Here is a 26198-nt window from a genome sequence, read left to right on the forward strand (position 1 = left end):
GTAAGTTTTGGATAAACAGACAATGAAAGATGTAAAAATGAATAAAAAATTGATTGCCTTGATGGTAGCGGCCTCTATCGGTCTCGCGGCCTGTGGCGGTGAATCTGAGGTAACAGGTGCAAAACAGGAAACCTACATTACCGAGAGCCTGAAAGCAGAAACCAAAGTGGCTTTCGACCTGTTAAGTGATAAAAAAGCGGTGCCGATTCCCTCTTTTATCTTGATGGACAAAACAGATGGCACGCTGGGGTTACCCGTTGGCGAAAATGACTCTAAAGGCATCGATAACCCCGTTGTGGCAATGAACAGCACTGACGGTTGGGGAACGACGACGCCAATTCAGGTTGAGTTTAACGGTAAGAAGCTCGACAGGAACTCTTTAGGTGCCCGCAGTTTCCGCCTGATTGAGGTGAGCAGTTCTGATTCGATTACAAACGCCACGTTTGTTCGCGAACTGGAACCAAACAAAGACTATTTACTGGCCATCGTCAATGGCAATACCGTTATCGCACAGCCATTAAAGCCATTGAACCCGAGCAGTAACTATATGTTCGCCATTACCAATGAGCTAAAAGATGAAAATGGTAAAGCGGTTGGTATGACGCAATCTTACGCCACACTCAAATCATCACTACCAACGCCAATTGCTCAGTTAAAAGATGCTCAGCCGATTGTCCATAAAAGCGAAAAATTGCTGGCGTCAAACAGTGCGGAATTCAAGGCAAAAGACATCATTTACTCTAGCTGGTTTAGTACAGAATCAGTGGGTTCGGTTGTCGGCGCAACGAAAGCGGCCATTGCAAAAGGCCTGTCAGTGGGCGACTTCACGTCGGTATGGAAAGGCAACGCTATTGCAAAAGATGTTGATGTCACAAATCTATATCACGTCACTGTTGACAGTGATGCAGTAGACTTTGAGACAGCATTAAGAGATGACACTAATTTCTTGAAATTTATCGCTCAAAACAAACAGGAAACAGTGGAAAATCTTTTACTTGCCTACTCGATAGCTAAGGCTGCTGGCGAGATAGAGGTCGTAAAAGGGACAGTGGATCTTCCATACTTCCTAGATAAAAGCCCAAAAGGCTGGAACTCTACGCCATTCACCTCGGCGATGCCAAGTGTTGCTAAAATTGCTCACATCCTGAAAGGCGATGATCCGCTAGAAAAGGCGTTTCTTGGCAGACAACTGAAAAAAGCAAACATTGATCCATCCAAGCTCATCGATCCAGAAGAGGCAGCTAAGCTTGTTGGCGTGGATTTATTAAAGATGGACGGAACACGCCTTGACAGTGACAGGGAAGTAGGCCGTTACAGTCCTATTCCACAAATAAAGTCTGTCGAAAACGTTCCTTTCTTAGTCTTTATGCCGAAAGACCCATTAGCAAACGAGCCATTAAAGCTAGTGATTTACCAGCATGGTATTACTTCGTCTAAGGAAAATGCTTATGCGGCTGCGACGGGCATTATAAACTCAGCTCGTCAGCATAATAAAAACATCGCGCTGATGGTCATTGATCAACCGCTACATGGCGTGAGAAGCCTCGACGACAGGCGCTCTGCCAATGTTGATGTCACGGCCTATCTAAATCTTACGCACTTGCCGGTGGCACGGGATAACATTCGCCAGAGTGTATTAGATAACCTTGGACTAAGAGCAGCAATAGCAACGGCTCAGTCGAAAAAGCAACTAAACGGCACCCCACTGCAAGCGTTAGATAACACATTAACTCACGCCCCTGCCCTTTTCGGCCATTCCTTGGGTGGCATTACAGGAATGAGCACGGTTTCTGCAGCCAATCAAAAGTTCAATGCAAAAGCAGATGGCCTTTTCGCATTTTCCCGCATCGCTACGGCTAACTCGGGAGGAAACATAGCAAGTCTTCTTATGGGCTCCCAGAATTATGGTCCTTTGATAAAAGGCTTATTGGCGCAACGACAGGATGCGTACAGGGCATTTATGGCACAAAACCCGTCAGAATGTTCAAAAGCCACTGATGTTGCAAACTGCTTTAATGCTTTTGAAGTAGCCGCAACACCAAATTCTAAATGGGCACCTCTGAAAGCAGAACTTGATAAGAGCTTCTCTCAGTTTACTTTTGCCACACAAACGGTTCTGGATACGATAGATCCGTACAGCATGTCTAGCCTTAAAGACACTGAAGACAAAACGTCCGATGTTCTGGCTAAGCTGCCGATTTACATGCTGCAGGCTGAGAATGACAACACCGTGCCCAATGCTGTTGCATCCAATCCAAACGCAGGTAGCATTCCAATGGCGAAAAAGCTGGGTTTGACAAATATTACCCAGAGTAACTTTGACAAGGTTTCCGGTAATAAACACTTTGTTAAATTCAACGAAACAGCTTTACACTCAACAGTTATTGCACCGTCACACTATAAAGCTCCAGAAGCACTCCCTGTGGATATGGCGCACACAATGGAAATGCAACAGGAGTTGGGGCAATTCCTTAGTGGTATTGATGAATTTAAAGTGGTCTCTCAAGCTACGTTAGAACAATAATTATTGTTTCTTTAAAGGCCAGCATTCGCTGGCCTTTGCTTTTTTCTGCACAAATTTCAAAATCTCTCTCGACAAACTCACAATTTTCAGCAAACTGTGTTCCTCTTTACATTCGTTTGTGATTATTGCCGCAATAAATTGTGTCGACACGTACTCGATTCGGAACAAAAAAGGATAAAAACTGAATGAACCCCGTTGTCATTTCCGTTTGTGTGATGCTGGCACTCGCCCTGATGAGGGTGAATGTTGTCGTTGCACTTACATTCAGTGCCGTACTAGGCGGTTTACTCGGTGGTCTGAGTATCACTGACACGATTTCTGCCTTCGAGGGCGGGTTGGGAGGCGGTGCAACTATCGCTTTGAGTTATGCCATGCTGGGCACCTTTGCTGTTGCTATCAGCCGTTCAGGTATTACTGATAAACTCGCTAACGCTGTGGTGAGGAAATTAAGGGGGGAGGACAGCGAAACTGCCTCAACAGCCGTAAAATACTCTGTTCTACTGCTGCTTGGCTTGCTGGCAGTATCATCACAGAACCTGATACCTATCCACATCGCCTTTATCCCGATTGTGATCCCACCATTACTAGAGGTATTTAATCGCCTCAACATGGATCGTCGTCTCGTAGCCTGCGTGCTCACGTTCGGTCTAATCACACCTTACATGGTCTTGCCTGTTGGTTTTGGCGGTATTTTCCTCAACAATATCCTGCTGAAAAATTTGCATGATAATGGGTTGGATGTTGTCGGAAGCGACGTATTGACAGCCATGCTACTTCCGGCAGCCGGTATGGTATTTGGATTACTGACAGCGGTGTTTATCTCGTACAAACAACCTCGTCAATATGTTGAAAAACAGCCCAAGAAAGATAATGTCGAACAGCAGACCTACAACTCAAAACATTTGTGGATCGCAGTAGTCGCTATTGCTACCGCACTTTGTGTTCAGCTTTACTCAGGTTCGATGATTGTCGGTGCACTTGCAGGCTTTATGGTCTTCACCTTCGGTGGCGTGATCAAATGGTCTGAAACACAGGATGTGTTTACTCGTGGCGTGCACATGATGGCAATGATTGGTTTTATTATGATCTCTGCAGCAGGTTTTGCTGCCGTAATGAAAGCGACAGGCGGTGTGGAATCACTGGTAGGCTCATTAGCTGAGGTTATCGGTGATAATAAGCCGCTAGCAGCACTCTTGATGTTGGTGGTGGGTTTGCTTGTCACCATGGGAATTGGCTCGTCGTTTTCAACAATACCGATCATCGCCACCATCTATGTGCCTTTGGCACTGGCTTTTGGTTTTTCACCTTTGGCCACAGTGGCATTAGTTGGCACCGCAGCAGCATTGGGTGATGCTGGTTCTCCGGCTTCGGACTCTACGCTCGGCCCCTCGTCAGGCCTCAATGCTGACAACCAGCATGATCATATTTGGGACACCGTCGTACCGACCTTTGTCCATTACAATCTACCGCTCATTATCTTCGGTTGGATTGCCGCTATGGTGCTTTAGTTATTGTTAAGAAGCGTAGAGCGTGACTGAGCAAAAAAGTACTTAATTGTTAGCAGTGACAATTGATGTGCCGTTCGCTTTGACTTTCATTAAGTGAAAATGGCAATTAAAGGACACAAAAAAGCCGCCTAATGGGCGGCTTTTTCACTATGTAGTCGAAGAATCAGGTTTAGCTGTTTTCTTCAACGTCACGACGACCCGCCGCTTCCTTGATTATCGGCTGAAGCTCACCCTTCTGGAACATTTCCAGAATGATGTCACAGCCGCCAATCAACTCGCCTTCTACCCAAAGCTGTGGAAAAGTCGGCCATTGAGCATAAATTGGCAGCTCAGCGCGGATATCCGGGTTTTGCAGGATATCAACGTAGGCAAACTTCTCGCCACAGGCCATCAGCGCTTGGCTGGCCTGAGAAGAAAAACCACAGCTAGGTAGTTTCGGTGAACCTTTCATGTAAAGCAAAATTGGGTTTTCCGAAATTTGCTGTTTAATTTTGTCAACTGTTTCCATTACTTCCTCGTACATCGATATGATGATTTATTTTAATTTTAACTGGGTTAAGCGCGGAAAAAAACGCATAAAATCTGTAGGGCCATTTTAGCCCTCCTTTTTTAGATTTTCCGCTGTTAATAAAGTAAAAACTTGCTAAAATATCGCCCAGATTTCAAATAAGTAGATGTGTTACACATTTTTGTGACACTCAATCTACAGGAAGCAACAATGTCAGAGGCATTGCCTCATATATCATGGAGAACTGAGCAATGGCATTTCAACTACCCGCTCTTCCTTACGAAAAAACTGCACTTGAGCCGCATATCTCTGCAGAAACACTAGATTTCCACCATGGCAAACACCACAACACTTATGTGGTTAAGCTGAACGGTCTGGTTGAAGGTACTGAGCTGGAAAACAAATCTCTGGAAGAGATCATCAAAACCTCTACTGGTGGTGTGTTTAACAACGCTGCACAAATCTGGAACCACACCTTCTACTGGCACTGCCTGAGCCCGAACGGTGGCGGTGAGCCAACAGGTGAACTGGCGGATGCAATTGTTAAGTCTTTCGGCTCTTTTGAAGAGTTTAAAGCGAAGTTTACTGATTCAGCAATCAACAACTTTGGTTCTTCTTGGACTTGGTTGGTGAAAAAAGCTGACGGTACGCTGGCAATCACCAACACATCTAACGCTGAAACCCCAGTTTCTGACGACAGCATTACTCCGTTGATGACTGTTGACCTGTGGGAACACGCTTATTACATCGATTACCGCAACGTACGCCCAGATTACATGGCTGCGTTCTGGTCTCTGGTTAACTGGGAATTTGCTGCACAGAACCTAGCGGCGTAATTACACTCTTATCCATCGGTAAGTAACAAAAAGCTCCGCAACGCGGAGCTTTTTTTATGCCTGAAGGGCAAACAGCATTATTCTGTTTCGGACAAGACAATTCTCAGTGTTCTTCTCAGCGGTTCAGCCGCTCCCCAAAGAAGTTGATCACCAACAGTAAACGCATTAAGGAAATCATCACCCATTGCCATTTTGCGCAGTCGGCCTACCGGCACTGACAACGTTCCTGTCACTTTGGCTGGACTGAGCTCTTGTGCGGTAATATTACGCTCGTTAGGCACAACTTTGACCCAATCATTGTGTGAGGCAATAATCCCCTCGATTTCATCGATAGGCACATTTTTCTTAAGCTTTAGGGTCAATGCCTGACTGTGACAACGCATCGCACCAATCCGAACACAGGTGCCGTCAATAGGAACAGGGCTGTCATTAAAACCTAAAATTTTGTTGGTTTCGACTGTACCTTTCCATTCTTCCTTGCTCTGACCATTTTCACGTTTAACATCGATCCAAGGTATCAAAGAACCCGCAAGAGGCACGCCGAACTCTTCAGTTGGGAAATCTGAAGAGCGGATGGTGTCTGCGACTTTACGATCGATATCTATGATTGACGTAGATGGATTTGCTAATTCTGAGGTGACAGCATCATTTACCACGCCCATCTGACTGATCAGCTCACGCATATTTTTCGCACCAGCGCCCGAAGCAGCCTGATAGGTCTGGGCAGTCATCCACTCGACGAGCCCAGCCTCATAGAGGCCACCAACAGCCATGAGCATGAGGCTCACAGTACAGTTACCACCCACATATGTTTTCAGACCACGATGAATGCCTTGCTGTATCTGGGAGTAGTTCACCGGATCTAACGTGATGATACTGTCTTCTTTCATACGCAGAGTTGATGCTGCATCTATCCAGAAGCCTTTCCAGCCTGCCTCCAGCAGTTTAGGGTAAACCTGTTCGGTATAGCTGCCGCCCTGACAGGTGATCACAATGTCGAGTGTTTTTAGGCTTTCAATATCGTAAGCATCTTCAAGATCACCAGCATCCTTGCCAAAGTTTGGTGCTGGGATACCTACCTGAGATGTGCTGTAAAAAACTGGCTCAATAACGTCAAAATCGCGCTCTTCAACCATACGCTGCATCAGCACAGAACCAACCATGCCTCGCCATCCAACCAGACCTACTCTTTTCATTCTTCTCTACACTCCATGTTCTTGATCGGTCATCTCGACCATGAAATTTAAATTATCAGATAACAGTGGAAATGTGGAGTATTTCACCAATTAAAACGCAAACTGCTCTTTTTCAGGTGATTCATTATATTTGCCTCAAGCTGAATACTTGTTGTAACCATTCTCTTTTCACGTCCAGAATGCATCTCTCTCAGGCTTTTACGGCGTTATATTCACTACCTAACAACTTCCGGCTTAACGAAAAACAACCATCAAACACACAAAAAAAAGCCTCAAAAAAAACAATTCCTTCACACAAAAACAACCCAAAGGAACAATTTAAACACCAATAGCAACCTAAACACGCATCAGCAGTAATAAAGTCAATTTGTGTTTCACACTTGATGGAGGGTTTGGGTAAAGTATCGCTTCCGCCAGGATGGTGATAATAGATCTGCCCAGCACTTTTTACTGAAACGCGTTCAGAGCATGGATTCGCTATGGGTAAATAAAAAAGGTTTACATTATGAATCCACACACCCTGCGGCTCCCTTCACTACCGCAAGTGTTCTTGGCGCTTGGTATCTTTCTAGCGTTAGCATTTTCCTTTACCGCGAAATTAAATCTCCCCATTCAGCTCGCTCTCTATATTGGCTGGTTTGTCATTATTGCCTTGGGACTGAAGTTAGGACACAAATACAAAGCATTAGAAAATGCAGCCACTCAAGGCATTGCAAATGGTCTGGGCGCAGTGTTGATTCTTCTTGCGGTCGGTGCGTTAGTCGGCACCTGGATTGCTGGCGGTATTGTCCCCACTATCATTTACTATGGTCTGAAGGTGATCCACCCCTCGATTTTCCTTGCGGCCACCATGGTGATCTGCTCACTGACGGCATTAGCGACAGGTACATCTTGGGGAGCAGCGGGCACGGCAGGGATTGCAATGATGGGGATTGGACAAGGTCTTGGGGTCCCTGCACCTATTACAGCGGGCGCTGTGCTCTCTGGCTGCTACTTTGGCGATAAGTTATCGCCCTTATCTGATTCAGTGATCCTCGCATCGTCAATGTCTGATGTTGAAATCATGGACCATATCAAAGGCATGCTACCCATTGCCCTGATCAGTTATATTATCACCGGAGTTATTTTCTCTTTCATTGGCCTTCACTATGCAGGCAATGTGGATATGGCGCAGGTTGAAGCCGTTACTCAGGCGATGGAACAACAATTTGTTATAACACCAATGTCATTCTTGCCCGTGATCGTGGTTCTTTTGTTACTCGCCATGCGAATGCCATCTTTCCCGGTGATCTCACTGGGATCGGTACTGGGTATCATTTGGGCAATCATGATGCAAGGTACTGAACCATTAACTGCGGTAAATGCAGCGTGGGCTCCTTACCACATCGAATCCGGAGTTAGCTTTCTTGATTCTATTCTCAACCGAGGCGGTATGGCGTCTATGCTTGGCTCTGTCGCGGTGATTGTTTTCGGTTTAGGGTTTGGCGGGCTGCTCGATAAAGTGGGAGTGTTACACACCATCGCTGGCGTATTTGAAAAACGCGTACAATCAGCAGGAAGCTTGTCAGTTTCAACCATAGCAACCGCTTTTCTCGGTAATGTATTTGGCTCAGCGATGTATGTATCGCTAATCCTCACCCCTAAAATTTGTGCCCGTAACTATGACCGCCTGGGCTTCGAACGCAAAAACTTATCTCGTAACGCGGAATTTGGCGGTACATTAACATCAGGTATGGTGCCATGGAGTGACAATGGTATTTACATGGCCAGTATTCTTGGTGTAGCCACGTTCTCTTATGCGCCTTACATGTTGCTGAGTTTTGTTTGCATTGCTGTGACCATTTTGAGTGCTTACATGGGATGGTTTGTTGATCCTTGCCAACCGAAAACACATAGAATAGCAGATGAGGAAAGAGCGCCGACTGAGGTCTTGAACAACGCGTAAATAAAAAAATTAAAAGTCGCCGATTGGCGACTTTTAATTTTTCAGGTTAGGTACTTTTTTTACCTTTTTGTCGGGCTACGTTATCTGTCATTCATCAACGTTTAGCCTGCGTGCCAGCTGATCGCGCAGGTTAGGAGGCGTACCTTTGATAGTGAGGGTATCTGTCTCTTGATCATAGAAAACGCGCTCGCCGAGTAACATGCTGTCAAAGTTTATGGAAAGACCACCGCCAGCACCGACAAACTTTGTCAGCTTACGCATCGACGTTCTGTCTGCCGGGAAACTTTCCTCCAACTCGTAGCCCTGTTCACTGGCATATTGATAGAAATCGACACCGTCATTGTTGTCCGGTAACTCACTGGCCAGCTCTTTAACAACGACCTCATCACCAGACTGCAGCTGGCTATTGCAGTAGTCATAAACCTGCTTGCGGTATTCCTGCTTTTCTTCTTTATCAAGTCGAGAGTCAGCACAATAGTCCTCAACAGCCTGCATCAGCACCAGGTTTTGTTGTTTGCTGTCCATACCGACTTCGGCTTGCATAAAATCGAGAAAGAAATCAGCCACTTTTCGTCCGACACGGCCTTTGATAAAGGTGAGGTAGCGGTTTGAATCACTGTCTGTCTCCAGTGTCGACAAATCTATTCGCGCTGCGATATCCATCTTTGCCACATCAAGATAATCCGTTGTGCTCAAATCTAGCTCATCAGTCACCTTCATACTGGCTTTAGACTCTAGCAGACCAATAAACAGATACTCTGTTGCCAGAGAACGATATTCCGCCATCACTAAAACGCCAGATTCTGCAAATGGGTATTTCGCCAACTCAGATTTGAGTCTTTCAGCTGCTTTAGAAGAGAAGTCCAGAAAATCGGTTTCCTTGCTTCGGAATGCTTTCAGCCAAGATGAGACTTCACTGTCCTCCGAAAAATGACCAAAACCTTTGCCTCCCTTGGCATTATAGACTCGATGGATTTCAGCAATCAGGTTCTCCGTTGATGAATTATGGGAGAGTAGCTCATTTCTGAGTTGTACTTGTAAAGATTCGTCGTCTTGCTTGTTCAACTGATGCAAGATGACGTGAGAAAGCGTAAGGCTCATAATGGAAAATATTTTTCGTCTGACAAGAGTGTGAGGTATTATACGCCGCTTATATTAACTCTCGATACTAAAGATGCACCTATGCCTGTAATTTCAAAATATCAAGACAAAAACGTTGAACAGATCTTATCCGATGTGGTCAATGTTCTTGAGTCTCACAAAACGTCAAACGACCTGTCTCTTATGGTTGTTGGCAACATTGCAACTAACCTGATTAACAGCCTTCCTGCACCACAACGGAAAGTGATCGCAGAAAAGTTTGCTCAGGCGCTGCTGGCTTCTGTCGAGAAAGACTAAGCCAGAGTAACAACCAGAAACCATACGCGACGTTAGCAATACAATAAGAGCAGAAGTAACCTATATGGTCGATACCGGAAACTCCTACAGGGATAAAGTGTCTCAGCTGATAAGCTGGGGGCACTGGTTTACTTTCTTCAATATCATCGCAGTGATGCTGATTGGCACTCGATACGTCTACAGCTCAGGCTGGCCAGAAACACCACTGGCGCAAACGTATCAACTGCTGACCTGGATCGGCCATTTTGGCTTTCTGGTTTTTGCCCTTTACATCGTCATCTTATTTCCTATTAGCTTTGCTATCCCCTCTCAACGGCTGATGCGCTTATTTGCCGTTATTGTATCTACTCTGGGTATCACTTTGCTCATTGTCGATATCTATGCTTTTGAGACGCTTCATCTTCACCTCAATTTACTGGTGTGGGAGCTGCTCATCAGTGGGGAGAACACTCAAATCAATGCGCACTGGCAAACGTTGTTTATCGTGGTGCCAGCGATATTTTTCCTTGAGGTTGCTATTGCAGAGTGGATCTGGCGCAGCCTGCGACGATTATCCCGCAAGCGTGTCGGTGTACCTATCGCACTCGCTTTTTCACTGTGCTTTGTAGGTAGTCATCTTATTCACATCTGGGCTGATGCTTTCTTCTATAGTCCTGTAACGTCACAGCGTTCAAACTTCCCTCTTTCATATCCGATGACAGCGAAAACCTTTATGGAGAAACATGGTTTTCTTGATCGACAGGAATATCAGAAAAGACGGGCAGAAATCAGAAAACGTCAGAACAGTGACGACATTCTTTATCCACTTGAGAAATTGACATTCAACAACAACGCATCCGGTGCTGAGCCCAAGCAGAATTTGCTTTTTATAATGGTGGACGGCCTGAGAGCCGACATGCTCAACCCTATTGTTATGCCGGGTATGGACAGCTTTGCGGATAAAAACCTTCGTTTCAATAAGCATTACAGCAGCTCAAACGATACCATGGCAGGTATTTTCGGCTTGTTTTACGGGCTGCCGGGTAACTATGCAAAGAGTATTCGCGCTGAGGGCCTGCAGCCAGAACTGCTGATGACGTTGAAAAAAGAAGGCTACGATATTGGCCTGTTCAGCAGTAATAATCTTGATAACCCAATTTATTATCAGAGTGTCTTTTCCGACTCCCTGAAAAATATGCCAACGGTCAACCAACCCAATGTGTCGCTTGCTGATAAGAAAGCGGTTGAGCTACTCACTGACTGGGTAGAAAATCACGATAAGACACCTTGGTTCAGTTTTCTCCAACTAAGCAGTGTGGATGAATACGAAAAAGGCGGTGACTACAAAAAACCTTTCCGCCCAGCACTGGAAGACCACCAGGGAAGTGTTGCAAATCATTCACCTATTCTGCTGAAAAACAGCTACAACAATGCCGCCCATTATGCTGACGGATTAGTTTCTGAGCTGATGGCAACCCTGTCGTCAAAGGGTATTCTCGATAATACCATTGTCGTTTTTACATCAGATCATGGCGTTGAATTTAATGAGACAGGCTCAAATAGCTGGGGAGCAAATACCAACTACAGCCGTTTCCAACTGCAGGTTCCAATGGTTATACATTGGCCGGGGCAAGCACATGCTGCTCAAAATGATTACAGTAGCCACCTGGATATTGTCCCAACGCTCATGGAGTCCATGTTAGGCGTATCGAGTCCTTCCTATCTATACGCCAGCGGTAGAAACTTATTTGAACTGACCAACACCCCGAGAAAGTGGATCATTGCTGGCGACAGCAGAGATATTGCCGTTGTTCAGAGAGGAAATACCACCATAGTTGATAAGTTTGGTAACTACCATGTCTATGACAGTAACTACAAACTGCAACCAGATGGTAAACCGCAGATATCTGTCCTTATGCAGGTAATGCACGAACTTAAACGCTTTTATCCCAATCATCAGAGGGAACAAAATTAGATTTCCAATACCTGTATTCACCATGCAAATATTGGTCTTACGTTCGCATTGTTGCCATTTTGATGCATTATTGTTCAAACGGCTAGAAACTGTAGAAAAATCGTTGTAGTGTCATTGACATGCAGAGGGTCAGTTCGTAACATGCGAGACATAGAGTCGGTCTGTAGCGCAGCCTGGTAGCGCACTGTCATGGGGTGTCAGGGGTCGCTGGTTCAAATCCAGTCAGACCGACCATTTATTCGAGACCCGTAGCAAACGCTGCGGGTTTTTTCGTTTCAGGGTGATATTTCTGGTTACAGAGCTAATTTAGCTGACCAGTACAAACCAAATTTCGAAACACCTTCTATCAAGGAAGAAAGATGGCTGTCGATATTTCTTTAGGTTTCTCATTACTACTGTTATTTCTCGGATTTATTGCCGGAATAATTAATACACTTGCCGGCGGCGGTTCGAATTTAACTATCCCAGCTCTCATCATATTGGGCTTGCCTGCAGAGGTTGCCAATGCCACTAACAGGGTTGGTGTGCTGATGCAGAGTGTTTCAGGGGTTGCTGGATTCCGCCATCACAATAAACTTGATACCAGCCAGCTTATTCCGATTCTCATCCCTACCGTGATCGGCGGTTTACTCGGTGCCACCGCGGTAACCTGGATACCCGCATCGTTTATCAAACCTGCCTTACTTGGCACTATGCTGCTGATGGCCTTCATCATCTTAGTCAAACCACAAACCGTTATGCCAGATGCTGACACTGAAGTTAAAAAAGTAGTGAATACACCTGCATCATGGCTTGGTCTCGGTATTGCCGGATTTTACGGCGGCTTTGTGCAGGCCGGCGTTGGCTTTGTATTGCTCGCCGCCCTGTGCGGAACCCTAAGATATGATCTTGTCAGGGGAAATGCCTTGAAAGTGGTTTGCGCTCTGGCTTTCACCTCTGTTTCCATGGTGGTATTTATCGCCGATGATTTGATTCTTTGGGTGCCGGGACTTCTTCTTGCGTTGGGTTCTATCGCTGGCGCTTGGATTGCAGTCAAAATGGCGATCAAGGCAAATCCATCAACATTGAAATGGTTTCTGTTTTTGATGACGTTAGTTGGTTGTGTATCCGCCTATTTTAGCTGACAATTTTATTTGCATAACTGACACATTGCTCGATAGCTACATTTTTGGCCGTGTAGTGTGAATTCACTCGAAATAAAACATCTGCGCGAGTGCCCGCTATTAGAGAAGTGACATACTGGATCCAACAACGCACAGTAGATTCAGTCTATTTACCTTCCTAGGAATCAGTAAGTTATGCAGATTCTCGACCACTCAGATTGCTTGAAACTCAACGTTCGTCTTCAAAGTCAGACTAATATTGGTGACTTGTGTACGGTGTTCTCACTGGAGGCGAGCCAACTTTTTCACGTTTCAGAATTGCATTTTTTTGTGGCCAGTGAATGTATAAATTACTGGTCACTCGAATTCGAAATGCAGTTGGGCCGAGAACAGCGACATAGCCCTCCTCTTCAACTTTCAGCAAAACAGATCACGCGATTTAAAGAACAGCTGGCATCCCTAGAAGACTGTGATCAAGGCATTATTGAGCATAATGAGCACGATTGGTTTATCCCAATCAGAGCACAAGGCAAAACTTATGGTGCTATTCACCTCCGTGTAGTCGGAGAAAAACCGCAGGAAGAGCAGGTACTGCAACATTTAGCGCAAGTCACCTCATCGAATTTTGCCAACGTCATTATCAGAGAGCACTTTATGCTGGAGCAAAGCCAACATAAAGGAACGTCGAAACGGCTGGAAAAATCACTTGATGATAAATCAAGGTTACTTGAACAGCTGCAAACACTGCACAAGATTTCACAACGCCTTTGGCATGCCAAGTCACTCGACAACATGCTTTACACAGCGGTTTATGAGTGTGTGAAGGCTCTCGATTTTGACCGGATGGCGATATTTATCCTCAACACGCATACGGGTTTGGTTCGCGGTACATATGGTACTGATCCTCATGGTAACATCACTAATGAACATAGCTATGTTGCCTCACTCAACGACCACCCCATAGCAAGAAGAACACTCGAGCAAAAACAACTCATCGCCATTACAGAAGATACTAAGCTCACTCACAATAATCAGGATGTTGGTTTTGGATGGAATGCGTTTATATCTTTATGGGATGGCCATGAACCTATGGGCTGGATTGCCTGCGACAATCTGACAGAGGGCACACGTCTTAAAGACTACCACCATCAGATTTTGAAGATGCTGGGAGTGGCTGTTTCCCAACATCTTATCCATCAGCGGTCTCAGGGAGAATTAAAGTCCCTCAATCAATCTTTGGAACAGAGAGTTGCACAACGAACGACTCAACTAGAATCAGCCAACAAGAAGTTAGAAAAGCTTTCTCGCGAAGACAGCCTCACAGGACTACTGAACAGACGAGCCTTCGAGGAGCAATTTGAAATAGAGTGGCGCCGAGCAGCTAGACACAATCTTCCAGTGACTATGCTGGTAGTCGATATCGATTATTTTAAGCAATACAATGATCTATATGGCCATCAGGCTGGCGATAAGTGTTTGCGTAGAGTTGCTCAGGCTTTGAAAAAAGTGGAACGAAGAGCAGGCGCAATCAGTGCAAGGTATGGTGGAGAAGAATTTATATTACTTCTTCCGGGCTGTGATTTAGCCTCAGCAAAGGTTGTTGCGGATCAGGCGTGTAAAAACATATGCTCACTTAATATCAAACATGAAAAGTCGCAAGTCACAGATGTAGTCAGTGTCAGTATTGGAGGTAAGACAGTGCAGCCAGGCAAATACGATTCTGCCAGTGCACTGTTTCTTGAAGCTGATGCCGCGCTTTATGAAGCCAAAGGAATGGGAAAAAATCAGGCTTTTGTTGTGTAGCGTTTCTTCCTTCCGCCAGATGAACGTCGCTTACGTTTAGCTGGCACATCGTTCGGCAGATTTTTTAGTGCGTGGGGTATCGGCTGACTTTTTACCGTATCCATTATCTCACTAATTTCTTTCTCCAAGATCTGCATAAATGCCTTATAAGGACACTTTCTCTCAGCCATATCATGCAATTGCCTTTCCCAGTGTGCGGTCATATCTGGGTAAGTAGACTTTTCGGGCAAAGCATCTATCAAGCCCTCACCAGAAGGTGTTGCACGAATTTGCTTTCCCTCTCGTTGTAAAAGACGTCTCTTAAACAACAAATCCAGAATACCAGCCCGAGTCGCTTCTGTACCCAGCCCATCCGTGTCACGTAGAATTTTCTTGAATTCCGGATCCTTAACGAATCGTGCAATCCCGGTCATCGCCTGCAATAGGCTTGCTTCCGAGAAGTATTTGGGAGGCTCTGTCATACAGTCCTTTATCTCACCACGGTCACAGGTGAGCACTGTACCTTTTTCAAGTGGCGGTACGATGGCCTCAAGCTCTTCTTCTGCCGATTTTTTTTTGCTCGGCATCAGTGCTTTCCACCCAGCAGACAACTGCTTTTTACCTTTTGCGATAAAGATGCCGCCTGCAATGGAGAAAACAAGTTTTGCTTCAGCAAAACTTGCTGGCGGATAAAATTGCATAAGATATTGACGTGCAACAAGCTCATACACTTTTGCTTCGCCAGAAGAAAGTGATTTTACACTTCGACTGGTTGGGATGATGGCATGGTGAGCTTCAACTTTGCTGTCATTCCAAGCCTTCGAGCGCAAAGATAAATCGGCACCCTCTACGCCCTGCTGCAGGCAATCAGCAGTCGCCGCAATCGCCCTAACCACATCTTTAGCCTCACTAAAATGTCCCTTTGGCAAGTAACGGCAATCAGACCTTGGATACGTGATCGCCTTATGTTTTTCATACAAAGACTGGCAATGTGCCAACACATCTGCAGCACTCATGTTAAACCGTTTGGCTGCGTCAATCTGCAATGCTGACAGACTATAAGGCAAAGGCGCTCCCTGCTTAGTGTTTTTGCGTTCCGCTTCTATCACTTCAGCAGGCTGGCCACTTATTCTTGTCGCAACATTCTCAACCAGCTTACGGTGTAATACCCGCCCTTCCTCATCCTGCCAAGGTTTGCATGCTTCACTTGGCTGCCAGCGGGCTCTGATATCATTACCTTCATGTGGAATAATCGCATCTAGCTGATAAAAGGCTCGTGGGGTAAAGTTCGCTATTTCGCGATCACGACGGACGACAAGCCCTAATACTGGGGTCTGTACCCGTCCAACAGACAATACGCCTTTGTAACCAGCTTGCTGACCGAGCAAGGTGTAAGCACGCGTCATGTTCATACCATATAGCCAGTCTGCGCGCGAACGAGCAAGAGCTGACACAGACAGTGGCATAAACGCCTGATTACTTTTCAGATTGCCCAAAGCTTTTTTAACCGCCGAAAGGTTGAGGTCACTGATCAACAGCCGTTGTATCTGCTGTTTCTTTACCTGAGGTAACTTGATGAAATCAAACACCTCATCCACCAGCAACTGCCCTTCTCTGTCTGGGTCACCCGCATGAACAATGTCATTAAACTGTTTCGCTAATTTTTTAACTACAGATAATTGTTTAGCCGCCGACTTTCTTGGCTTTAATAGCCATTGTTCAGGCACTATTGGGAGATCTTGAAGATTCCATGATTTGTATTTCTCATCGTAGGCATCTGGCTCAGCCTGCTCCAGTAAATGCCCGATACACCAAGTGACTGTGTCACCATTTGCTGACTCAATATATCCTTGCTGATTTTTATGAGGTTTGGGCAAAGCGGCTGCAATAGCACGCCCAAGGCTGGGTTTTTCGGCAATAAATAGTCGAGCCATAGAGAAAAGTATGCGTAGGGATAAGTCTTTACAATGTAACTAAATACAAGGAAACTGACAAGAAATAACTGGATATACATCCAGTTATTTCTCTAATTGCCTTTAGAGATATGAAACGAATTTGTCTTTCTCGCGCGATGGTACAGCTGGTTGGCTATTCTCTGCGCTACCAAGATAAAGAAAGCCCACTATCGCATCGTCACCCTCAACACCCAGAGCTTCCCGCACTGACGGATGGTAAGCCCAACTGCCTGTCCGCCAAAAACCCTGAAATCCCTGAGCCACTGCAGCCATTTGCATCGCCTGCGCTGCGCACCCTGCTGAGATATACTGCTCAACTAAAGGCACCTTGTCATGATGTCGGGTTCTGGCAATGACAGTAATCACCATTGGAGCACGGTAAGGTGCTTTAGCGGCCTTATCTACCATCTCCTGCGGCTCGTTACTTTCCTCTGCTGCTTTCTTGAGGATTTCTGACAGCGTATCTAGGCCTTGGCCTTCTGCAACGACAAACTGCCAGGGAGTCAATGCACCATGATCCGGCGCTCTCAAACCTGCGTCTAAAATGGCGTCAAGTACGTCACCAGATGGCGCAGGTGAAGAAAGGCGAGGGACAGAGCGGCGATGGGTTAGTAGTGTTAGTGCATCCATTTGCTTTCCAACTTCAATCGATTCAGCTTGTTATTATACCAATCCAAGAACATGGCCGATCAAAAATTTATGCTGGGATAGACCTCAAAACAGGCTACCGATTTACCCGTTTGTAAAAGTAGCTCACAATTTATACGTCGCTTTCTGAATGAAAAAACGGCCGTCTTCATTCACCATAAAGACGACCGCCTGTCGGCCGAGAATAACAATCCTAGTAACTGTATTATTTCAACACAGCAACCGGATGGATTTACCTATAAACTGATTGCCAATTCGACGCCCTGTCTTATCGCCCGCTTGGCGTCAAGTTCGCCCGCTTTATCTGCGCCTCCAATAACATGGAAAGATTTACCCGCTGACTCCAGTTCCTTTGCCAGTCCACGCACAGATTCCTGACCAGCACAAATAATGATCTGATCAGCAGGCAAGATATGATGTTGACCTTCAAGAGAGATGTGAAGACCTTGGTCATCAATTCTGTCGTAGCTAACACCACCGAGCAACTCAACACCGCGTTTCTGGAGTGTTTTGCGATGTATCCAACCAGTGGTTTTACCCGGCCCTTTTCCTACCTGCCCCGAACGGCGCTGTAGCAACCAAACTTGACGCTCTGCACTTTTGTTTAGGTGAGGATAAAGTCCCCCAGGATGAGCGATGGTTTTATCTACACCCCATTCTTTTAACCAGTCATCAAGACTGTGTGAATCGGGTTCAGTGATCATACTGGCAATATCAACGCCAATTCCGCCCGCACCAACAACGGCAACGCGAGAACCAAGCTTAGGTTGTTCGCGAATGAATGTCTGGTAATCAATGACTTTTTCATGGTCAATGCCGGGAATTGATGGCAAGCGAGGAGCAACACCCGTTGCGATGATAATGTCGTCGAACCCTTCTAAATCAGCTGTTTCGACGCTGGTATTGAGTTTGACAGTCACGCCAGTTTGTTCAACACGACGTTTAAAGTAACGGATAGTCTCCTTAAACTCTTCTTTACCGGGTATTTGCATGGCAAGGTTAAACTGGCCGCCAAGCGTGTCGCTTTTTTCAAACAGAACCACATCCATACCGCGTTCTGCTGCGGTCGTGGCCGCAGACATACCTGCCATACCGCCACCAATCACAGCCAGTCTACGTTTAACTGCTGCAGGTGAAACTACCAGTTCAGTCTCGTAGCAGGCTTGAGGGTTAACCAAACAGGTCGCACGTTTCCCTTGGAATACGTGATCAAGACAGGCCTGATTACAGGCGATACAGGTATTAATATCCTCTGGTCGACCCTCTGCTGCTTTCGCGACGAAGTGTGAGTCAGCGAGGAATGGCCGCGCCATAGACACCATATCAGCCTGGCCGTTAGCCAGTACTTCTTCGGCTACATCAGGTGTGTTGATACGATTCGTGGTGACAAGAGGAATGTTGACCTCACCACGTAGCTTTTCTGTTACCCAGGTAAATGCAGCTCTTGGCACCTGAGTAGCAATGGTTGGGACTCTGGCCTCATGCCATCCGATACCAGTGTTAATGATGGTTACACCCGCTTTTTCAAGCGCCTTCGCCAACATTACAACTTCTTCATGAGTACTGCCCTGCTCAACAAGATCAAGCATGGACAGACGAAAGATAATGATGAAGTCATGGCCGACACGCTCGCGAACCGCTTTTACTACCTCAATCGGGAACCGGATACGATTCTCATAGCTACCGCCCCAGCCGTCGTAACGGGTGTTTGAGCGAGAACAAATAAATTGGTTTATTAAATATCCTTCAGAGCCCATAAGCTCAATACCATCGTAGCCGCCTTCTCTTGCAAGCTCAGCGCTTTTTGCAAAGTCATTGATGGTATTGCGGATCTGGCGTTCACTCATTTGAAACGGCGTGAATTTAGCTATTGGAGCCCGAATAGCCGAAGCACTCTGCGCAAATGGATGATAAGAATAACGGCCTGCATGTAACAGTTGCAGAGCAATCTTACCCCCATGTTCATGAACCGCATCTGTCAGAACACGGTGTGCACGGGACTCCCGACCTGAACTCATTTGGGCGGCAAACGGGTAGAGACTGCCTCTCATGTTTGGCGCAAAACCACCAGTTACAATGAGCCCTACGCCGCCTTTTGCTCTCTCTCCATAAAAAGCAGCAAGTTTCTTCAAGCCGCCTCTAGCCTCTTCAAGGCCTGTGTGCATTGAGCCCATCAGAACGCGGTTTTTGAGTGTTGTAAAACCAAGATCCAGCGGCGCAAGTAGATGAGGATAAGACTTTTGTTCCATTTTTGCTTCCATCCAATCTTTTTTATTATCTGGTCAGACCAGAATAACCTTGTCGAACCATCATTTCAAACTCCCGTTTACATTTTGATCACAAAAAAAGAATGCTAGGTTAAAAAGGTAGGATTAGATAGGATATTGGCATCAAGTTTAGCCGGACTGAAATATGAAAAAACTCTTTAAATTCATTGCGAATATTTTTCGTTGGGCGGGAAAAACGCTCAATTTTCTTAGATTGTTGATCACCAACCTACTGTTTATTGCATTGATCGCAATTATTTACATTGCTGTAACGACGGAAACGTCTCTTCACACTGAAAAAGACACCGCTACCCTCGTCGGAAACAGAGCACTGCTGGTTGATATCGATGGACCTATCGTTGAGCAACGCAGTCAATTCGACCCCTACGACATTGCAAAGCTGGACCTTCTTGGTCAGTCAATTCCTTCTGAGACGGTATTGTTTGATGTGGTAGATAAGATTCGTGCTGCTGCCGAAGATGACAAGATTAATGGTCTGGTTTTAAGTATTTCTGGCATGCCGGAAACTAGCCTAACCCAGTTGCGCTACATTGCTAAAGCCATCAAAGAATTTAAGAAATCAGGAAAAAAAGTCGTGGCAATTGGCGGTCATTACAGTCAGAGCCAATACTATCTGGCAAGCTTGGCCGATGAGGTCATGATGTCACCTGATGGCGCGGTACTCCTTCAAGGGTACGGATCTTATAACCTTTACCTCAAAGAGTTACTCGAAAAGTTAAATGTCACCACACACGTGTTTCGCGTCGGTACCTATAAGTCATTTGTCGAACCTTATACCCGCTCTTCTATGTCTGCAGCGGCCAGGGAATCGAGCACTAACTGGCTAAACCAACTCTGGAATGCATATGTGCAGGATGTAGCCAGCAACCGAAACATCAATGCCTCTGTACTGACACCTTCAGCAAAAAACCTGAAATCAGCTTTGGCAGAAGTACAGGGTGATTTTGCTGTACTGAGTAAACGCCTTGGCCTCATTGACAAATTAGCGACCCGTCAGGAAATGAGAAAATCATTGGCTGAAGACTTTGGCAGCGACGGCAAGGACAGCTTCAACTATGTCAGTATTTATGACTACGCGCTGACTCCATCATCATTTAATTTTTCCACTGACCAGATTGCGGTTGTCGTCGCCAGTGGCGGTATTGTTGACGGAGTGGGTCAAGCTAACTCCGTTGGTGGTGACTCCACGGCCAAAAAACTTCGTGACGCTCTGCTAAATAAAGATGTAAAGGCTGTAGTACTGAGAGTAAACAGCCCAGGTGGCAGTGCTTTTGCCTCTGAAGTCATTCGAAATGGCGTAGATGCACTTCGCTCAGCTGGTAAACCCGTTGTTGTTTCTATGTCGAGTGTCGCTGCTTCAGGGGGATATTGGATCTCATCAAGTGCTGACCGTATTATTGCGCAACCCACAACTATTACCGGTTCAATTGGCATTTTTGCCGTCCTGACGACATTTGAAAAGATCCTTGAAGAATATGGCGTGTATAACGATGGCGTGGGTACAACGCCCTTCGCAAGCCTTGGTGTAACCCGTGCCCTGCCAGAAGAGATCGGCGATATCATGCAACTTGGTATCAACCACGGCTACCAACGCTTTATCAGCTTGGTTGCCAATCACAGAAATATGCCAATGGCAGAAGTTGATGGTATTGCTCAGGGAAGGGTCTGGACAGGTTCCGATGCACTGAAAAATGGACTCGTCGATCAACTTGGTGACTTTGACGATGCACTGGTGGCCGCTGCTGAACTAGCAGGATTAAAGGATTACTCGCTTAACTGGATGCAGGAAGAGCTCACCCCAGCGGAGCAATTCTTCTACGACATGATCAATCAGGTATCTACTCTGGTCGGCGTTCAAATCAAAGCACAATTGCCGACAGTGGCACAGCAGTTCTCGGGAAAAATTCTGGAAGAGGTGAATACCCTCAGCCAGTTCAATGACCCAAATGGCCGTTATGCCTTTTGTCTGAACTGTAATTATTATCAATAGTGAGATCACCCCGGCCAAGCCGGGGTTTTTTTCATTTCACTGACGCGTATAATGCCGCACCGGAACAGAAACCTGAACGATGTGAAGATGCAAAGAAAACATATATATATCGCCTATACCGGCGGTACGATTGGAATGCAAAAGTCTGAGCAGGGTTACATACCTGTGTCTGGGTTCATGCAAAAACAGCTGGAGAATATGCCGGAGTTTCATGGCCGGAGATGCCTGAATTCACCATTCATGAGTATCAACCGTTAATTGACTCTTCAGATATGACTCCAGCCGACTGGCAACGTATTGCTGACGATATTGGTAAAAATTACGACAAGTATGATGGTTTTGTCATTCTGCATGGCACAGACACCATGGCCTATACTGCATCAGCACTTTCTTTTATGCTCGAAAATCTGGGTAAACCCGTCATCGTTACAGGTTCACAAATACCTCTTGCCGAGCTGCGGTCAGATGGTCAGGCTAATCTTTTAAATGCCCTGCACATAGCGGCAAATTACCCGATTAACGAAGTCTCACTCTTCTTTAATAATCAGCTCCTTCGCGGGAATCGCAGTACAAAGTCGCATGCTGACGGTTTTAATGCGTTTACCTCTCCCAATTTTGCTCCGCTTCTGGAAGCAGGTATAAACATACAGCTCAAAAGCGGAGAGATTGATAAACAGACTGGTGGAGAATTCACTGTTCACACTATTACAGAACAACCAGTGGCAGTGATTATGATGTACCCGGGAATTTCTCCTGAAGTGGTGCGAAATGCCCTGAAACAGCCAGTCAACGCCATGATACTGCTTACTTTCGGTGTTGGTAATGCACCACAAAATGCAGAACTCCATCAACTCCTGAAAGAAGCGGCGGAGCGCGGGGTTATAGTGCTCAATCTGACGCAATGTCTCGCAGGGCGTGTCAATATGGATGGCTACGCTACGGGTTGTGCACTTGCCGAAGCTGGAGTTTTGAGCGGGTTTGATATGACACCTGAAGCGGCACTGGCTAAGCTTCACTACCTGCTGAGTAAGGGTGAGCCCATAGACAGAGTGAGAGCCTTGCTTCAGAAAGACCTGCGTGGTGAGTTGACTCACTAAATAAAAAAACCAGCATTTTGCTGGTTTTTTATTACTCGTGAAAATGAGAGTCAGTCGTTTGCTGGTTTGAGTCTGGCAATAGTTGAAGGCAGATCAGTGAATTCTCGTTTTAGTTCCTGTTTGGATTTAAAGGCAATATCTCCGCCTGCTGCGACAGTCATATGTTCAGGCGACGTGTTATAGCGAGACTGGTATAACATGATCACTTGCATAGCGTTGTCGCGCTGTTCTTTTGTCAGCGCTGTTCCCTCTGGCCATTTCCCTGTTTCAACGGCGTAGGTCAATCTCTCCAAGACGTCTGGAGTGATAGAAGAAAGAAGTTGTTCTGTATCCATAGCAAATCATCCATCCATTAATCTGCTGACAACACTAATTTATTTATAAATGCTGTCAAGCCCACCGACTTCGAGTTGTGAATAGTTATGAAAACGCACAGCTCCGTCTGTAGCAACTTTACCCGAGTTCATAGGTGCATTAAGCCTTTGTACATTAGGTATGTAGCAGGCACCTGATCCACTAACAACAGATCTAAAAACGATCACCAACGACGCTCAATCACTTATGAGTCTCAGTCGAAAAAATACCCTGATTAAACAACATTACGCTACTGTTTAAATAATGAGACAATTGATAAAGACGAGAATAACTCCATGTATGTTAACCATTATCAGGTATCCCTGCGCTATTTAAGGCCAATGGTACTACTCGCCGTTTTTACGCTGGTCTCATGCACTGAAAATCATCGTAGTACAAACCAACTCTGTGCCAGTAACAAAGCACTGTGTGAAAAACTCAATCTGGATGACAATCAGTGTAAGGACGAGAGGACAGCCCTTATCTGGCAGCGCTATGAATCAAAAGAAAAACCCAGAGATATGGTTAAGTTTACTGAGTTAAAGTTGACCAAAATATACATCAAATGCATGACTGTCTCGGCACAAATTCAAACTACGACATTGAAAGAAAAGCTATCACGTCGATCGGTTGCTTTATTTCATGCTAAAGATTCAGAACGTCGCCTAGAGAAAGAACTCGAAACATCTCCATTACCAGAAATTATTTTATACCGTTGGAGTCAGGGCGATAAGAAAGCTTTAGAGCAATATCTTCGCCTTGAGGACACACCATATCTGGACTCAACTGAGCTACAACTTGGCCTTGCCAGCTATTACATCGATAAAGATAAAGCGCACGCAGCGTATATATTGGTTAAGGCACTCACCTATTACAAAGGACATACGGGAGAAGTGAGAGATAAAGCTGTCTCTGAAGCTGTAAAGTCGCTCGCAACAAGCTACCATGCACTGGAGAAAGTAGAGAATGCTTATTTTTGGGCAATGGTTGGAAATTTTCTTGAACTACCCGTCGCCGGTCCAAAGAAGTTGGAAATGATGTATCCCATGGAGCCGGAAACAAGGGACAGCTTGTCTGAGTTAGCGGGCGAGGTCGCCTCAGCCATTGATAGCGGCTCCTTCACATTTGCTATGGTCGAGCGTTTTACCGAAGAGCGATAAGGGCCCCTGTTAACTCAACGCTTTCAAATAACGACTACTGGCTGTCTTTCTCAAAATCTAAAGAAACCGAGTTGACACAGTAGCGAGTACCGGTTTCTGTCGGACCATCGTCAAAGACGTGCCCAAGATGACTGTCACAATATGCGCAACGTATCTCAGTTCTTATCATACCGTGACTCTGGTCTTTCAGATATCGGATGGAATCAGGCAAGGATTTATCAAAACTAGGCCATCCACAACCCGAATTAAATTTTGTATCCGATGTAAATAGCGGTTTGTGGCAACAGACGCATTGATACACCCCTTTTTCTTCATTATGCAGCAAGGCCCCGGTAAATGGCGCCTCTGTTCCACCTTCACGGCATACTCTGAACTGCTCTTTAGTGAGCCTTTCTCGCCACTCATTTGATGGTGTTTCACCTGACATATGAACCTCTCTGTAGATTCCGTTTAAATTATGAATCTATATCAATTGGAACCATAATTTTTAGAATGATTTCAATAATAATCAATTTATTCTGAAAGGTAATAACGAAACAATTTAACACAAAGTTCGGTTGTCTCATTTTTCAAACGCGACAATGAGACCAATAAAGCGATACTAGATGATATAAAAACTTATACAGATTTGATTATTATCCATACAACATATTCTTTGGAGCAATGTCACGGAACATACTGATATCAAATTAATTTATAAAGTTTCAAATATTCATCTATGACATGTAATTAAATTTCAGTCTTATTTTGACCTGAGGCAAGTTAGTCCCGATTTTTTCTTGCATGGCGGTCATGATTTCTGTAATTTTACACCAGTTTTAGTTCACTAGAAATTAAGTTGTGGAGCAACATAATGACTATTAAAGTTGGTATTAACGGTTTTGGTCGTATTGGCCGTTTCGTATTCCGTGCTTCTGTAGAACGTAACGATATCGAAGTTGTTGCGATTAATGACCTGATTGATGTTGAGTACATGGCATACATGCTTAAGTACGATTCAACTCACGGTCGTTTCAACGGTACTGTTGAAATCCAAGATGGCAACCTGCTTGTTAACGGTAAAGTGGTTCGTGTTACTGCTGAACGCAACCCAGCTGACCTTAAGTGGGACGAAGCAGGTGTTGACGTAGTTGCTGAAGCAACCGGTCTGTTCCTGACTGACGAAACTGCACGTAAGCACATCGAAGCTGGCGCGAAGAAAGTTGTCCTGACTGGTCCTTCTAAAGACGCGACTCCTATGTTCGTTATGGGCGTCAACCAAGAAACTTACGCTGGTCAAGACATCGTTTCTAACGCTTCTTGCACCACCAACTGCTTGGCACCTATCGCTAAAGTACTGAACAACAAGTGGGGCATCGAGTCTGGCCTGATGACCACAGTACACGCAACAACAGCAACTCAGAAGACTGTAGATGGTCCTTCTGCGAAAGACTGGCGTGGTGGTCGTGGTGCGGCACAAAACATCATCCCTTCTTCTACTGGTGCAGCAAAAGCAGTTGGTAAGGTTATTCCTGAGCTGAATGGCAAACTGACTGGTATGGCTTTCCGTGTACCAACAGCAAACGTTTCAGTAGTTGATCTGACAATTAATCTGAAAGAAGCAGCTTCATACGAAGACATCAAAGCTGAGATGAAACGCGCTTCTCTTGAAGAAATGGCTGGCGTATTGGGTTACACCGAAGATGCAGTCGTATCTCAGGACTTCATTGGCGAAACTCAAACTTCTGTATTCGATGCAGACGCTGGTATCGCACTGACAGACAAGTTCGTTAAAGTTGTATCTTGGTACGACAACGAAATTGGCTACTCAAACAAAGTTCTGGACCTGATTGCTCACATCTCTAAGTAATCAGTATTGAACTCGGTCCTCTAACCGACCGGTGTTAGAAGAAAGGCGACTAATTAAGTCGCCTTTTTAGATCTTAGAGCGCGCAAATCGAACAAGGTGCGAT

The 26198-nt window shown here is 45.5% G+C and carries 19 protein-coding genes, 1 tRNA gene and 1 pseudogene; 13 read left to right on the forward strand and 8 right to left on the reverse strand.

The genetic code is table 11. The annotated features are described in order from the left end of the window. The first annotated feature begins 22 nt into the window (after positions 1-22). Together A8L45_RS09780 and A8L45_RS09785 are read left to right on the forward strand one after the other, a co-directional pair. Positions 23-2524, forward strand: coding sequence for a VolA/Pla-1 family phospholipase (locus A8L45_RS09780; protein ID WP_083228285.1), 2502 nt, complete (start codon positions 23-25; stop codon positions 2522-2524). Between the two features lie 185 nt (positions 2525-2709). After that, on the forward strand, positions 2710-4032 hold the full coding sequence (locus A8L45_RS09785) for a Na+/H+ antiporter family protein (protein ID WP_068901719.1): 1323 nt from the start codon (positions 2710-2712) through the stop codon (positions 4030-4032). 169 nt (positions 4033-4201) lie between these two features. Here the strand turns inward: A8L45_RS09785 and A8L45_RS09790 are convergent, their stop codons facing one another. Continuing rightward, the gene (locus tag A8L45_RS09790; protein WP_068901721.1) at positions 4202-4540 is read right to left on the reverse strand and encodes a Grx4 family monothiol glutaredoxin; all 339 of its coding nucleotides are present in this window, start codon (positions 4538-4540) and stop codon (positions 4202-4204) included. Between the two features lie 251 nt (positions 4541-4791). Between A8L45_RS09790 and sodB the strand changes: the two genes are divergently transcribed. Continuing rightward, entirely contained in the window at positions 4792-5376 is a 585-nt protein-coding gene (gene sodB / locus A8L45_RS09795; protein WP_068901723.1) for a superoxide dismutase [Fe], read from the forward strand. A gap of 77 nt (positions 5377-5453) precedes the next feature. Here sodB and asd read toward each other — a convergent pair whose 3' ends face one another. Continuing rightward, positions 5454-6572 (reverse strand): aspartate-semialdehyde dehydrogenase, encoded by a 1119-nt coding sequence (gene asd / locus A8L45_RS09800; protein ID WP_068901725.1) that lies wholly within the window; start codon positions 6570-6572, stop codon positions 5454-5456. 505 nt (positions 6573-7077) lie between these two features. Here asd and nhaC point away from each other — a divergent pair. Further along, complete coding sequence (gene nhaC, locus A8L45_RS09805) at positions 7078-8517, forward strand: Na+/H+ antiporter NhaC (protein ID WP_068901727.1); 1440 nt, start codon at positions 7078-7080, stop codon at positions 8515-8517. A gap of 87 nt (positions 8518-8604) precedes the next feature. On the opposite strand, the gene yejK is transcribed toward nhaC, so the two are convergent. Continuing rightward, on the reverse strand, positions 8605-9618 hold the full coding sequence (gene yejK, locus A8L45_RS09810; RefSeq protein ID WP_068901729.1) for a nucleoid-associated protein YejK: 1014 nt from the start codon (positions 9616-9618) through the stop codon (positions 8605-8607). Positions 9619-9699: 81 nt separating this feature from the next. Here yejK and A8L45_RS09815 point away from each other — a divergent pair, with 81 nt between their 5' ends. From A8L45_RS09815 to A8L45_RS09835, 5 genes are all read left to right on the forward strand, one after another. Next, a complete protein-coding gene (locus A8L45_RS09815) occupies positions 9700-9915 on the forward strand; it encodes a YejL family protein (protein ID WP_068901731.1) in 216 nt (71 codons plus the stop codon). A 64-nt stretch (positions 9916-9979) separates the two neighbouring features. After that, positions 9980-11869: a DUF3413 domain-containing protein gene (locus A8L45_RS09820; protein WP_068901733.1), complete on the forward strand. Its 1890-nt coding sequence runs from the start codon at positions 9980-9982 to the stop codon at positions 11867-11869. Positions 11870-12026: 157 nt separating this feature from the next. Further along, a tRNA-Pro gene (locus tag A8L45_RS09825) sits at positions 12027-12103 on the forward strand. Positions 12104-12228: 125 nt separating this feature from the next. Beyond that, on the forward strand, positions 12229-12993 hold the full coding sequence (locus A8L45_RS09830) for a sulfite exporter TauE/SafE family protein (RefSeq protein ID WP_068901735.1): 765 nt from the start codon (positions 12229-12231) through the stop codon (positions 12991-12993). A gap of 174 nt (positions 12994-13167) precedes the next feature. Then, complete coding sequence (locus A8L45_RS09835) at positions 13168-14775, forward strand: GGDEF domain-containing protein (protein ID WP_068901738.1); 1608 nt, start codon at positions 13168-13170, stop codon at positions 14773-14775. Here the strand turns inward: A8L45_RS09835 and A8L45_RS09840 are convergent. From A8L45_RS09840 to A8L45_RS09850, 3 genes are all read right to left on the reverse strand, one after another. Continuing rightward, positions 14757-16688 (reverse strand): DNA topoisomerase III, encoded by a 1932-nt coding sequence (locus A8L45_RS09840; RefSeq protein ID WP_068901740.1) that lies wholly within the window; start codon positions 16686-16688, stop codon positions 14757-14759. The genes A8L45_RS09835 and A8L45_RS09840 overlap by 19 nt on opposite strands. 102 nt (positions 16689-16790) lie before the next feature. Then, a complete protein-coding gene (locus tag A8L45_RS09845; protein ID WP_068901742.1) occupies positions 16791-17339 on the reverse strand; it encodes an NAD(P)H nitroreductase in 549 nt (182 codons plus the stop codon). 254 nt (positions 17340-17593) lie between these two features. Then, positions 17594-19606, reverse strand: coding sequence for an FAD-dependent oxidoreductase (locus tag A8L45_RS09850; protein WP_068901744.1), 2013 nt, complete (start codon positions 19604-19606; stop codon positions 17594-17596). A 163-nt stretch (positions 19607-19769) separates the two neighbouring features. On the opposite strand from A8L45_RS09850, the gene sppA reads away from it, so the two are divergent. After that, complete coding sequence (gene sppA, locus A8L45_RS09855) at positions 19770-21635, forward strand: signal peptide peptidase SppA (RefSeq protein WP_068901746.1); 1866 nt, start codon at positions 19770-19772, stop codon at positions 21633-21635. An 87-nt stretch (positions 21636-21722) separates the two neighbouring features. Next, positions 21723-22732 (forward strand): annotated as a pseudogene (ansA, locus tag A8L45_RS09860) (asparaginase). Positions 22733-22782: 50 nt separating this feature from the next. Here ansA and A8L45_RS09865 read toward each other — a convergent pair. Next, a complete protein-coding gene (locus A8L45_RS09865; protein ID WP_068901748.1) occupies positions 22783-23067 on the reverse strand; it encodes a YeaC family protein in 285 nt (94 codons plus the stop codon). Positions 23068-23382: 315 nt separating this feature from the next. Between A8L45_RS09865 and A8L45_RS09870 the strand changes: the two genes are divergently transcribed. Further along, positions 23383-24246, forward strand: coding sequence for a DUF2989 domain-containing protein (locus tag A8L45_RS09870; protein WP_083228286.1), 864 nt, complete (start codon positions 23383-23385; stop codon positions 24244-24246). A 34-nt stretch (positions 24247-24280) separates the two neighbouring features. Here the strand turns inward: A8L45_RS09870 and msrB are convergent, their stop codons facing one another. After that, positions 24281-24673, reverse strand: a complete 393-nt coding sequence (msrB, locus tag A8L45_RS09875) for a peptide-methionine (R)-S-oxide reductase MsrB (RefSeq protein WP_068901750.1) — start codon at positions 24671-24673, stop codon at positions 24281-24283. A 426-nt stretch (positions 24674-25099) separates the two neighbouring features. Between msrB and gap the strand changes: the two genes are divergently transcribed. Continuing rightward, positions 25100-26095 (forward strand): type I glyceraldehyde-3-phosphate dehydrogenase, encoded by a 996-nt coding sequence (gene gap / locus A8L45_RS09880; RefSeq protein WP_068901752.1) that lies wholly within the window; start codon positions 25100-25102, stop codon positions 26093-26095. Positions 26096-26198: the final 103 nt, after the last annotated feature.

It is taken from the genome of Veronia pacifica, assembly GCF_001707825.1.
In the GTDB taxonomy this organism is placed as follows: domain Bacteria; phylum Pseudomonadota; class Gammaproteobacteria; order Enterobacterales; family Vibrionaceae; genus Veronia; species Veronia pacifica.